We start from the raw sequence: 12,488 nt of genomic DNA, 5'->3' as shown, positions 1-12,488 counted from the left end.
CTGGTTTATTTTACCTTACAGTGCTAGGAACCGTAACCGAAGATAATACTTGAGTATATCGAGGTAAGGTGACAACGCAATGTAAGTGGAAAATAAAGCAGATTAGCGACGAAGTCCAAGAGAGTTGATCAACTCACGGTAACGGTTAACGTCGTTTTTACGCAAGTATGCAAGCAAGTTACGACGGCGACCGATTTTCTTCATCAATCCACGGTAAGTAGCGTGGTCTTTTTTGTGTTGTTTGATGTGTTCGTTAAGGTGGTTGATTTCCCAAGTAAGGACAGCAACTTGAACCTCTACTGAACCTGTATCACCTTCGTGACGGGCATATTGTGCGATGATTTCATTTTTTTTCTCTTTTGAGATTGCCATGATATTTCTCCTTTTTATTTGGCTTCATCCGAGTGACAGGTTGGCATGCCTGTAACCAAGAAGAAGTTATTTGTCTTTACGACAGTTCTTATTCTACCAAGAACTACCCTCTTTGTCAACAGATTTACTATCCTTATCTCAAAAGTGCTATAATAGTTATAGGAAGGATATCTAAGGTGATAGCTTGAAAAGTGAGGTGATTACCATGCGTAAATTCTTCAAATATCTCCCCTACTATCTGGTTGTATTTTTCTTTTATTGTCCACTTTATGGATTTTTTATTCTACTATTACAGAATCCAAAACTAACGGAGCTCTATCTTTTAAATATATTTATCCTTACGCCCATCGTAGTTTTTATAGTCTCTCTTCTTTATAGCTACCGATTTGGTTTTTCACTGCATTGGCTTTTAGGTAGTTGCTTACTCTATGGATTTACTATCATTCCTTTCAGAGAATTTATCATTGTTTATTTCCTAGCCTATGAAATTCTTATTTTGCTAGGTATGGTTATCGGTATCATTATCAAGTATTTAGTGCAAAAACTGAAAAACAAAAAACTTTCACAAAATCCTTGAAAAATCTCGCAATCATGCTATAATAATGCATAGAGACAAGTCACTTAGAATCTTTCTTCTAGAGAGTGCGTGGTTGCTGAGAACGCATAGGAAGTCTAAACTGATACTACTCTACTAACTTTTATGCAAACATAAAACGGTGGCCACGTTAGAGCCAATCAGAGGTGTCCCTCTTTTTTGAGGAACATAAATGAAGGTGGAACCACGTTGCGACGTCCTTTCGAGGAGGTCGCTTTTTTGTTTGGAGAATAGTTAATCGCAAAAAAGTGAAGATGGAGATTGATATGAAGAAAACATTGTTCTGGGTGATTGCCTGTATCTACCTTATCGTCTATGTATGGCTAATGAAAACTCTTAGTCTATGGGGTTCAGCGTCCATTGTTTTCTTTGCATTTCTTGCATTTATCCCTCTTATACCATTTCTTGCTCCTTTTCTCGGTATCTTAATGTTTTTTAAGAAAAAGGAACTCGTGATAGCAGGATATCTTTTTAGTCTTACTGCTAGTTTTTATTTGGTTAATGCTATAAGAAACTATCCGCTCAGGATAAACATGAGTGGTCAAATGACTGATGAACAATATATGTCTTTAATCCTTTCCTTGGTAAGTTATTTACTTATTTCTACAGTTTGTTTTGTTTATAGAATGAAAATGTTAGAACATCATTCAGTTAGATAAGCAAATATTATTGTTCTTTATAACTAACCCTTTGCTATTTCTTCAAGCCTCAATTTTAAAATACGATAAATTTTTAAGGAGAAAACCATGATTAAGATTACTTTCCCTGATGGCGCTGTTCGTGAATTCGAATCTGGCGTTACTACTTTTGAAATTGCCCAATCTATCAGCAATTCCCTAGCTAAAAAGGCTCTTGCTGGTAAATTCAACGGCAAATTGATCGACACTACTCGTGCTATTACTGAAGACGGAAGCATCGAAATCGTGACACCTGATCACGAAGATGCTCTTCCAATCTTGCGTCACTCAGCAGCTCACTTGTTTGCTCAAGCAGCTCGTCGCCTATTCCCAGACATTCATTTGGGTGTCGGCCCAGCTATCGAAGATGGTTTCTACTACGATACAGATAACCAAGCTGGTCAAATCTCTAACGAAGACCTTCCTCGTATCGAAGAAGAAATGAAGAAAATCGTTAAGGAAAACTTCCCATCTATTCGTGAAGAAGTGACCAAAGATGAAGCGCGTGAAATCTTCAAAAACGATCCATACAAATTGGAATTGATTGAAGAACACTCAGAAGACGAAGGTGGTTTAACTATCTACCGTCAAGGTGAGTACGTAGACCTTTGCCGTGGCCCACACGTCCCATCAACTGGTCGCATCCAAATCTTCCACCTTCTCAATGTAGCAGGTGCTTACTGGCGTGGAAATAGCGATAATGCTATGATGCAACGTATCTACGGTACTGCTTGGTTTGACAAGAAAGATTTGAAGAACTACCTTCAAATGCGTGAAGAAGCCAAAGAACGTGACCACCGTAAACTTGGGAAAGAGCTTGACCTCTTCATGATTTCTCAAGAGGTTGGTCAAGGTCTTCCATTCTGGTTGCCGAATGGAGCGACTATCCGTCGTGAATTGGAACGCTACATCGTCGACAAGGAAATCGCTGCTGGCTACCAACACGTCTACACTCCACCAATTGCCTCAGTTGAACTTTACAAGACTTCTGGTCACTGGGATCACTACCGTGAAGATATGTTCCCAACTATGGATATGGGTGATGGTGAAGAATTCGTTCTTCGTCCAATGAACTGTCCTCACCATATCGAAGTCTTTAAACACCACGTGCACTCTTACCGTGAATTGCCAATCCGTATTGCTGAAATCGGTATGATGCACCGTTATGAAAAATCTGGTGCTCTCACAGGGCTTCAACGTGTACGTGAAATGTCCCTTAATGACGGTCACACTTTCGTAACACCTGAACAAATCAAAGATGAGTTCCAACGTACGCTTCAATTGATTATCGACGTTTACGAAGATTTCAACTTGACTGATTATCGTTTCCGTTTATCATATCGTGATCCTCAAGATACTCACAAATATTTTGACAATGATGAAATGTGGGAAAATGCTCAACGTATGTTGAAATCAGCTATGGATGACATGGGACTTGACTACTTTGAAGCTGAAGGTGAAGCAGCCTTCTACGGACCAAAATTGGACATCCAGGTCAAGACAGCTCTTGGAAAAGAAGAAACACTTTCTACTATCCAGCTTGACTTCTTGCTTCCAGAACGCTTCGACCTTAAATACATCGGAGCTGATGGTGAAGAACATCGCCCAGTTATGATTCACCGTGGTGTTATCTCAACTATGGAACGCTTCACAGCTATCTTGATTGAAAACTACAAGGGTGCCTTCCCAACATGGCTTGCACCTCACCAAGTGACTCTTATCCCAGTTTCGAACGAGAAACATGTGGACTACGCTTGGGAAGTAGCTAAGAAACTCCGTGACCGTGGCGTCCGTGCTGATGTGGATGAGCGCAATGAAAAAATGCAGTTCAAGATCCGTGCTTCACAAACTCAAAAAATTCCTTACCAATTAATCGTTGGTGACAAGGAAATGGAAGAGCAAGCCGTAAACGTTCGCCGTTATGGTCAAAAAGAAACTGAAACTATACCGGTAGACGCATTTGTAGAATTGATTCTCGCAGATATTGCTAACAAGTCTCGTGTTGAGAAATAAACCATTTAACCGGGAACAAAATCTCAGCTACTAAAAAAGCAACAACTATTTCAGTTGTTGCTTTTTTATATTTTGATTAAGCTGAGCTAGTAGTGATTGGTCAAACCACCACAAATGGCAGCCTCGTCAACGATCCTTTCTATCCACTAACTTTTGGATATAGGATATCCTCCCAAGATTTACTTCCTCGAGTTAGATAAGATCAATATCCTCAATCCTTGTCTGCTTCATTTTCTTTTACGAAATCTTTTTGTGAATCTTTTTCAGAGAGTTTTTGATCGATATACTTGTTAATGGTTTCATAAAATTCCTTGGTCATCTCACTATCTAATTTTGTAGAATTATGGACTTGATTGACTTTCAATTGAACAGATTGAATACCGTAAGAGGCTTGTTTTTGGCGAATTGTTTCTAATTCTTCTTCTGAAATCGGATCTCCAACAACTGTCAAGACCAATTCATTGCTACTTGACTTGTAGACTTGATTAATGATCGTATGATTAGAGAACTCTTTGCCTACAAACTGTTTAATCCCTTCTTTTCGTGCTTGATCCATCGTCAGAGTGACTGCTGAATAGCTGGCTGGAAGAACCAATAATACAATCAAGGATATCAGCCCAATTCTCATTTTAATGTTTAGCTCTTTAAATGAACTTAAAGGAGATTTTCTCATTAAAATTCTTGTTCCAACAATATTGGTTAGCATGATAAAGACACAGTTAATCAAGAAAAGATAGAGAGCCCCGAATAAAAATCGCACATTTCCATTAGCTAAACCATAGCCTGCAGTACAGATAGGTGGCATCAAAGCTGTTGCAATGGCTACTCCTGGCACGATATTGTTTGCTTCTTTTTTCCTTGAACCAATTACACCTGCTATCCCACCCGCAATAGCAATGAGAACATCCCAAATGGTTGGAGATGTTCGTGCAATCAACTCGCTACTTGCATAAGATAAGGGAGAAATCCAGAAATACAGAGTTGAGATAAGCAAACTGACCAATACTTGAGTAAATAAAACCTCTAGAGATTGCTTGATTAAACGCGTATCAAAAATAGCTAAACCAAATCCCAGTCCAACAATCGGTGTCATAAGAGGGGAAATCAGCATGGCTCCAATAATGACAGCTGTTGAATTCATATTTAGACCTATAGAGGCAATAAAAATCGCACACATTAAAATTGCAGTATCTCTTAATCGAACATGAAGATCATCATATAATTTTTCACGGTATTCACGTGTTGAATAGTTTCCGGTCATTGGTTACTCCTTTTATTTCATATAATCTTGTTTCTGCATAGACGATGGTAGAGAGACCTCTGTCCAATCTTACATATTTTTTATTCTCACCTGTCATTCTTTTGAAAATAATCCTTTAAATATCCATCAGTCCATCCTTGACATTATACCAAAAATTTTACGGTCTTTCTCTGAAGAAATCAATTAATTTAAAAGATAGTGAACGGAAAAAATTCCAGTTACCTTTTTCTTTGTTCTATCCTATTTTCTCACTACATAGAAATCTAAAGAAGAGCTTGAAAGATTTCTTCCAAGCTCTTAGCATTTCTTTTTACTCAATAAGTAGGTTCACTTCCGCAAACTTAATTCGCACGGTTGTTCCTCGACCAAGTTCAGATTCGATACGGATTTGATGACCTAATTCTTGGCTAATTTTCTGGGTTAAATAGAGACCAAGTCCAGATGACTGCTGGGTCATACGACCATTGTAACCTGAAAATCCGCGTTCAAAGACTCGAAGAACATCACTATTTTTAATGCCGATTCCTGTATCCTTGATACAAAGGTCCTGACCGTCCATATAGATTTCAATTCCACCTTCATTCGTATACTTGAGGCTATTTGAGAGAATTTGTTCAATGACCACAAACAACCATTTTTTATCCGTCACAATGCTTCTATCCAAGTCATGCATATTAATACTCAGGCTTTTCTGGATAAAGAAAATAGCATATTTGCGAATGACTTCCTTGACCAGATTTTCTATATTTTCTTTTTTCAAAACCAAATCATCATGGAAACTTTCTAAGCGTAGATATTGGAGCACGAGATTGGTATAGGAATCAATCTTAAAAATTTCCTGTTCTAGCTGTTGTTTCAGTTGGCGATCCGTCACCTCACTCACGAGAAGTTTACTAGCTGCAATTGGGGTTTTTATCTGATGAACCCAGAGAGTATAGTAGTCCACCAAATCATTATAGCGATTTTCCGCATCTGATTTCTTTTGATAAAGCTCAGCTTCGCGTTCGTCCAATTTTTCTGCTAGAGCACATTCCAAAGGAGATTTTGGTTCTCTTTCAGAATAAAGCAATTCCTTACGATAAACTTCTGCTTCTACTAGGATATCCCAGATGAAAAATAAAAGGGTTAGAAAACTACAAAGCAGAAAGAAGTAAAGAAAGTAAGAACCTAGATTTGTAAATAAAATGTGAAAGGCGAGGGCAAGGCAGCTAATCAAAAAAATGAAGACTAGAAGGCGAATCCGTGAGCGAAGATAGGCTAGAAAAAATTGTCTCCAATTAAGCATGTTTTAACCCGTATCCTATTCCTTTCTTAGTTTCAATAAATCCTACCAAACCTTGCTCTTCCAGTTTCTTACGCAAACGCGCAACATTAACAGAAAGAGTGTTATCATCGATGAAAAAGTCACTATTCCAGAGTTCTCGCATCAGGTCATCACGCGCCACGATATTACCTGCATGTTCAAATAAGACACGCAGGATTTGAAATTCATTCTTTGTCAGCGTGATTGCCTGCCCCTCAACATGCAAATCCATAGACTTGGTATTGAGGATTACTCCTGCATATTCTAATAGACTCTCATCCCGCCCAAACTCATAAGAGCGTCGCAATAATCCCTGTACCTTGGCTAAGAGGACCTGCTGATCAAATGGCTTGGTCACAAAATCATCTGCTCCCATATTAATAGCCATCACAATGTCCATAGCCTGGTCTCTGGAGGACAGAAACATAATAGGAGCTTTGGAAATCTTGCGGATTTCCTGGCACCAATGATAGCCATTAAACAAGGGAAGACCAATATCCATAAGAACCAGATGAGGTTGAGATTGAACAAATAGCGTTAGAACTTCCATAAAGTCTTCTACCATGACTACTTCAAAACCCCATTCGGAGAGCATTTTCCCAACTTGTTGACGGATTACTGGATCATCTTCTACTAGTAAAATCTTATGCATCTGCTCCTCCTTTTTCTATATTATAGCAAAATTCTCCTGACTACTAGCGAAATTGATGCAAATCTGATATGATAAAAGTTAAGAAAGGAATTCCCATGGCCAATATTTTTGACTACCTAACTGATGTTCAATACGATTCTTTTTATGATCTCCCCTTAAATGAACTAGATGTATTAGCTTTAACAGAGCTGACTTATCTTCCTTTTGATAACCTTTTGGACCAACCTGTCAATCGTTTAAGCGATGTCGCAACACGTGTCCCGCGAGAAAGTACCATGCTGACCAATAAAGAACGTCTGCAACTTTTAGACCAACTTGCCCAACACAAACGTTTTAGAAATTGCAAGCTATCAAACTTTGTCAACGAGATTGATACCGAGCAACAGAAACAGTTTGCTGCTATGACCTATCGTCTTAACTTAGATACTTATCTGATTGTCTTTCGAGGAACGGATGATAGTATTATTGGTTGGAAGGAAGATTTCCACATGACCTACATGAAGGAAATCCCTGCCCAAAAGCATGCTCTTGAGTATTTGGAAGATTTCTTTACCCAACATCCAAAACAGAAAGTGATGGTTGCTGGACATTCTAAAGGCGGGAATCTAGCCGTCTACGCTGCTAGTCAAATCCAACCTGAATTGCAAAAAAAAATATCCGCAGTTTATACCTATGATGCCCCTGGCCTCCAAGCTGAACTGACTGAAACCACAGGCTATCAGGAAGTGATTCCAAAAATTCATCGTTTCGTCCCACAAGGTTCTGTCATTGGCATGATGCTGGAAGTTCCTGATACTCCTACAGTTGTTAAATCTACGGCTCTCGGTGGCATCGCTCAACACAGTACCTTTAGCTGGTTAACTGAAGGACACCACTTTGTCCAACTAGAGGCAATCAATAGCGAAAGTCTACAAATCAAAGACACTCTTAAAGAATGGGTGGATAGTGTTCCCGATGAGGAATTAGAACTTTATTTTGATCTCTTCTTTGGAACTATCCTAGAGTCTGGAATTAGCTCCATTAATGAACTATCTTCAAAAAACGCGATCGAACATGTTCGACAACTAGTTTCCCAGGCACAAACTCTAGAACCTGAGCAAGTTGAAATCTTAAAAAATCTGACACAACTCCTACTGGATGCCCGCTTCCAAGCCTGGAAAAATCATTTTTAATGTACTAAAAAGTCCCTTCTTTTATGAAGGGACTTTCTTGTTGATCGATTCCTTATTTTGTCCTTCTGTGTTATACTAGAAATTGTAAATTCTTTGAAAGAGGAAATCCTATGAAAATCCATAAAACCGTGAACCCTGTTGCCTATGAAAACACTTATTATCTCGAAGGAGACAATCACCTAATCGTGGTTGATCCTGGTAGCAACTGGGATGCTATTCGCAAGACTATCGAGACCATCAACAAACCAGTCTGTGCCATTCTTCTAACCCACACCCACTACGACCATATTATGAGTCTGGACTTGGTCAGAGATACTTTTGGAAATCCTCCAGTCTATGTGGCAGAGAGTGAAGCTTCTTGGCTCTATACACCTGTCGACAACCTCTCAGGCCTTCCTCGTCATGACGATATGGCAGATGTCGTATGTAGACCAGCTGAACATACCTTTGTCTTTCATGAAGAATACCAGATTGAAGAATTCCGCTTCACAGTCTTACCAACTCCAGGTCACTCTATCGGTGGAGTTTCATTGGTTTTCCCAGATGGACACTTGGTCTTAACGGGTGATGCTCTTTTCCGTGAAACTATTGGACGAACAGACTTGCCAACTGGTAGTATGGAACAACTCCTTCATAGTATCCAAACCCAGCTCTTCACCCTTCCAAACTACGATGTCTATCCAGGACATGGTCCGGCTACGACTATCGCGCACGAAAAAACCTTTAACCCATTTTTCTAAAACATAAAAACCAAGGACTCCATCCTTGGTTTTTTGATTACCAAATAATCACGCGGTCTTCTGGTGAGCGCCACATACCGTCGCCTTCTTTGACATCATAGGTTGTAAAGAAGTCATCAAAGTTTGGCACTTGGACATTGACACGGAGTTTAGCTGGCGCGTGCACATCAACACTAGCCATGAGTTTCATCAACTCTGGACGACCTTTCATACGCCAGATACGAGCAAAGTTGTTGAAGAATTCTTCCGCTGAAAAGTCCGGTTCTCTCTTAGCAGCTTCTAGCGCTGCAGCGATTCCTCCAAGGTCGGCAACGTTTTCTGACACGGTTAATTTCCCATTGATTTTTGCACCGTAAGATTCTTGACCATCAAACTGGTCGATAACCTTCTGTGTTTTTTCTTTAAAGGCTGCATAGTCGCTTTCTGTCCACCAGTCCTTGAGGCTACCATTTTCATCAAAGGAAGCACCATTAGTATCAAAGGCGTGAGAAATTTCATGGGCAATAACCGCACCGATACCACCATAGTTGGCAGAAGATGACTGATGCAAGTCATAGAAAGGTGCCTGTAAGATAGCAGCCGGGAAGACAATCAAATTCTTTTGTGGATTGTAGTAGGCATTAACCATATGAGCAGGCATTCCCCACTCCTTGTAGTCAACTGGCTGGTTCCATTTGCTCCAGCTGTGCTTGATTTCTACACGCGCAAAGGCAAGAGCATTCTCAAAGAGACTAGCAGATTCATCCACTACCTTGTCCTTGTAGCGAGCTGGCAGCTCTTCTGGGTAACCAATATAAGGCTTGATAACATTGAGTTTGACGATAGCTTTTTCTCGCGTTTCAGGAGTTAACCAGTCATTCTTAGCCAAGCGTTCCTTATAAACATCAATCATAGTTGCCACTTTTTTCTCAACGTCTGCCTTAGCTTCCGGAGAGAATTTTTCATGTGCATACCAAAGACCGAGCGCTTGTTTGAATGGTCCTTGGGCCAAGTGGTAAGCAGCCTTGCGCTTATCTTGGGCTTCTGGAACACCTGAAAGAGCACGGCCATAGGCACCTGACAAAATGCGAATCTCATCTGTCAGATAGCTAGTTGAAAGATTGACCACACTCAAGATCAAGCTTGCCTTGAGCAAAGGCCAAGCTTCTTCACTATAGAATTGCTCTGCTGCTTGCCAGAAACGTTCCTCATCTACGATAACCTTATCTGGAGTTTGACCAATCACAGTTTGGAAGAAGTCATCGAGAGGTAGAGCAGGTGCAAACTTCTTGAAATCTTCATAAGAGTATGGATGGTAGAGTTTGGCATATTCTGAACTCTCTTCGTTTGAAAGTACGACTGCTGCGATACGGCGATCCAACTCCAATCGTTTCTCTAAAAGATCTTCGATTTCTTCATCTGAGAAGTCATAGGCTTTGAGGAGATTCGCAGTACTTTCTTTCCAAAGGTTCAATAATTCCTCGCGCTGTGGATGGTCTTCCGCATAGTAGGTTGTGTCAGGCAAGATTGTTCCTGGAGCACTAGCCCAGAGAACATTGGTTCTAGCATCCATAAAGTCTGGTGATACTCCAAATGGAAGGAAGTTTGGTTTCCCTGCTAGCTCAAACTCTGCTAGCTTGCTTGTAAAGTCTGCGAAGCTCTCCAAATCTTGGTATTCCTTAAGCATAGGAAGGACTGGCTTGATGCCATCAGCTTCTCGCTTATCGAAATCTCTGACCATACGATGGTATTTGACAAAGTTTGCTAAGATGGTATCTTCTGGAACATCTTCTCCAACCAACCATTTGTCAGTTGTCGTTAGCATGAGGTCTTCGATTTCTTCGTCAAGGTCGATAAAACCACCTGTTCGTGATTTGTCAGCTGGAATGACTGCAGTCTTTTCCCATTCACCATTTATAGCATCATAAAAATCATCTTGATAACGTGTCATTTTGTTCTCACTTTCCTAATTTCACTTATTCCTAGCTTAGCAAAATTCCCTGGGGAATGCAATTAAAAATGCCTTCTCCTCCTATTTGATTTCATTATTAATATTTTAATTTTTACCAAAATTAACTTGACTTAAAAATAAAATTAAGGTATATTAAAATAAGGAGGAATACAACTGTATGATACGTATCGAAAACCTCAGTGTCTCCTACAAAGAAACTTTGGCACTAAAGGATATTTCACTAGTGCTCCAAGGACCAACGATTACCGGGATTATTGGTCCAAACGGCGCTGGAAAATCAACCTTATTAAAAAGTATGCTGGGCATTATCCCACATGAAGGACATGCTTTTATCGACGATAAAGAAATGAACAAATCTCTTAAGAAAGTTGCCTATGTCGAGCAAAAAATTCATATCGACTACAACTTTCCTATCAAGGTAAAAGAATGTGTCTCTCTGGGACTCTACCCATCCATCCCACTCTTTCACACTTTAAAAGCAAACCACTGGAAAAAGGTAGCTGAAGCACTCGAAATCGTAGGTCTTTCTGACTATGCAGATCGTCAGATTAGTCAACTATCTGGAGGACAATTCCAGCGTGTTTTAATTGCCCGCTGTCTAGTTCAAGAGGCTGACTATATTCTCTTAGACGAGCCCTTTGTTGGGATTGACTCAGTCAGTGAAGAAATTATCATGAACACGCTGAGAGATCTTAAAAAGGCTGGTAAGACGGTTCTTATCGTCCACCACGATCTCGGTAAGGTTCCCCATTATTTTGACCAGGTACTCCTTCTCAACAAGGAGCTAATAGCCCTAGGTCCTACCAAGGAAACATTTACCAAAGCCAATCTCAAACAAGCTTATGGTGACCGACTCTTTTTCAATGGAGGTGACCTATGATTGGAGAATTTATAGATGGATTGCAGAATTTCCACTTTCTACAAAATGCCTTGATTACAGCAGTTGTCATCGGTGTTGTAGCCGGAGCTGTTGGCTGCTTTATCATTCTACGTGGGATGTCTCTCATGGGCGATGCCATCTCGCACGCTGTTTTACCTGGTGTAGCTCTTTCTTTTATTTTAGGAATTGACTTCTTTATCGGGGCTATTATCTTTGGACTACTTGCTTCTGTCATCATCACCTACATCAAGGGGAATTCTATCATCAAGAGCGACACTGCCATAGGGATTACATTTTCTTCCTTCTTGGCTCTGGGTATCATCCTGATTAGTGTGGCTAAAAGCTCGACTGACCTCTTCCATATCCTCTTTGGGAATATCTTAGCTGTGCAAGACTTAGACATGTATATTACCATCGGTGTGGGAGCTCTCATTCTATTGATTATCGGAATTTTCTTCAAACAACTCTTGATTACATCCTTTGATGAACTCCTAGCCAAGGCTATGGGCATGCCAGTTAATTTCTACCACTATCTACTCATGGTACTCTTGACTCTGGTGTCAGTGACTGCTATGCAAAGTGTCGGAACCATCCTTATCGTAGCCATGCTGATTACCCCAGCTTCGACAGCTTATCTTTACGCTAATAGTCTTAAGAGCATGATTTTTCTTTCATCAGGCTTGGGAGCTCTAGCTTCTGTCTTGGGACTTTTTATCGGTTATAGCTTTAACTTGGCTGCAGGTTCAAGTATCGTGCTGACATCTGCCAGTTTCTTTCTTATCAGTTTCTTTATCGCACCAAAACAACGCTATCTGAAGCTGAAAAATAAAAAAATCAAACAATAACGAGGGAATCCCCTCTGGAGGAATCTA

Annotated in this window: 12 protein-coding genes and 1 pseudogene; 8 read left to right on the top strand and 5 right to left on the bottom strand. The window is 40.1% G+C overall.

Annotation, left to right across the window (positions count from 1 at the left end):
* Window positions 1-102 precede the first annotated feature (102 nt).
* Window positions 103-372 carry a 30S ribosomal protein S15 gene (rpsO, locus tag ACTO1Y_RS00705; protein ID WP_001018251.1) on the bottom strand — a complete coding sequence of 90 codons (270 nt, stop codon included), beginning with the start codon at window positions 370-372 and terminating at the stop codon, window positions 103-105.
* A 205-nt stretch (window positions 373-577) separates the two neighbouring features.
* On the opposite strand from rpsO, the gene ACTO1Y_RS00700 reads away from it, so the two are divergent.
* The 4 genes and pseudogenes from ACTO1Y_RS00700 to thrS all read left to right on the top strand — a co-directional run bounded on the left by ACTO1Y_RS00700 (window position 578) and on the right by thrS (window position 3,657).
* Window positions 578-949, top strand: coding sequence for a hypothetical protein (locus ACTO1Y_RS00700; RefSeq protein ID WP_441347992.1), 372 nt, complete (start codon window positions 578-580; stop codon window positions 947-949).
* Between the two features lie 121 nt (window positions 950-1,070).
* Window positions 1,071-1,201 (top strand): annotated as a pseudogene (locus ACTO1Y_RS00695) (AAA family ATPase); the annotation flags it as partial.
* 32 nt (window positions 1,202-1,233) lie between these two features.
* A complete protein-coding gene (locus tag ACTO1Y_RS00690) occupies window positions 1,234-1,626 on the top strand; it encodes a hypothetical protein (RefSeq protein WP_441347991.1) in 393 nt (130 codons plus the stop codon).
* A gap of 87 nt (window positions 1,627-1,713) precedes the next feature.
* Window positions 1,714-3,657 carry a threonine--tRNA ligase gene (gene thrS / locus ACTO1Y_RS00685; RefSeq protein ID WP_441347990.1) on the top strand — a complete coding sequence of 648 codons (1,944 nt, stop codon included), beginning with the start codon at window positions 1,714-1,716 and terminating at the stop codon, window positions 3,655-3,657.
* Between the two features lie 211 nt (window positions 3,658-3,868).
* Here the strand turns inward: thrS and ACTO1Y_RS00680 are convergent, their stop codons facing one another.
* From ACTO1Y_RS00680 to ACTO1Y_RS00670, 3 genes are all read right to left on the bottom strand, one after another.
* Window positions 3,869-4,918, bottom strand: a complete 1,050-nt coding sequence (locus tag ACTO1Y_RS00680) for a DUF389 domain-containing protein (protein WP_441347989.1) — start codon at window positions 4,916-4,918, stop codon at window positions 3,869-3,871.
* A 310-nt stretch (window positions 4,919-5,228) separates the two neighbouring features.
* Window positions 5,229-6,203 (bottom strand): sensor histidine kinase, encoded by a 975-nt coding sequence (locus ACTO1Y_RS00675; protein WP_441347988.1) that lies wholly within the window; start codon window positions 6,201-6,203, stop codon window positions 5,229-5,231.
* Window positions 6,196-6,873, bottom strand: a complete 678-nt coding sequence (locus tag ACTO1Y_RS00670) for a response regulator transcription factor (RefSeq protein WP_441347987.1) — start codon at window positions 6,871-6,873, stop codon at window positions 6,196-6,198. The genes ACTO1Y_RS00675 and ACTO1Y_RS00670 overlap by 8 nt, the downstream gene beginning before the upstream one ends.
* A gap of 95 nt (window positions 6,874-6,968) precedes the next feature.
* On the opposite strand from ACTO1Y_RS00670, the gene ACTO1Y_RS00665 reads away from it, so the two are divergent.
* Window positions 6,969-8,045 carry a DUF2974 domain-containing protein gene (locus tag ACTO1Y_RS00665; protein ID WP_441348055.1) on the top strand — a complete coding sequence of 359 codons (1,077 nt, stop codon included), beginning with the start codon at window positions 6,969-6,971 and terminating at the stop codon, window positions 8,043-8,045.
* 110 nt (window positions 8,046-8,155) lie between these two features.
* Entirely contained in the window at window positions 8,156-8,785 is a 630-nt protein-coding gene (locus ACTO1Y_RS00660) for an MBL fold metallo-hydrolase (RefSeq protein WP_441347986.1), read from the top strand.
* A gap of 37 nt (window positions 8,786-8,822) precedes the next feature.
* On the opposite strand, the gene ACTO1Y_RS00655 is transcribed toward ACTO1Y_RS00660, so the two are convergent.
* Window positions 8,823-10,715: a M13 family metallopeptidase gene (locus ACTO1Y_RS00655; protein WP_441347985.1), complete on the bottom strand. Its 1,893-nt coding sequence runs from the start codon at window positions 10,713-10,715 to the stop codon at window positions 8,823-8,825.
* Between the two features lie 178 nt (window positions 10,716-10,893).
* Between ACTO1Y_RS00655 and ACTO1Y_RS00650 the strand changes: the two genes are divergently transcribed.
* Both ACTO1Y_RS00650 and ACTO1Y_RS00645 read left to right on the top strand, forming a co-directional pair.
* Entirely contained in the window at window positions 10,894-11,616 is a 723-nt protein-coding gene (locus tag ACTO1Y_RS00650; RefSeq protein WP_441347984.1) for a metal ABC transporter ATP-binding protein, read from the top strand.
* Complete coding sequence (locus tag ACTO1Y_RS00645) at window positions 11,613-12,461, top strand: metal ABC transporter permease (RefSeq protein ID WP_006149796.1); 849 nt, start codon at window positions 11,613-11,615, stop codon at window positions 12,459-12,461. The genes ACTO1Y_RS00650 and ACTO1Y_RS00645 overlap by 4 nt, the downstream gene beginning before the upstream one ends.
* Window positions 12,462-12,488 lie beyond the last annotated feature (27 nt).

The organism is Streptococcus sp. V728 (assembly GCF_052077995.1).
GTDB lineage: Bacteria > Bacillota > Bacilli > Lactobacillales > Streptococcaceae > Streptococcus > Streptococcus infantis_B.
The sequence above is the reverse complement of the archived record's forward strand: the minus strand, read 5'-3'. Positions and strand labels throughout refer to the sequence as shown.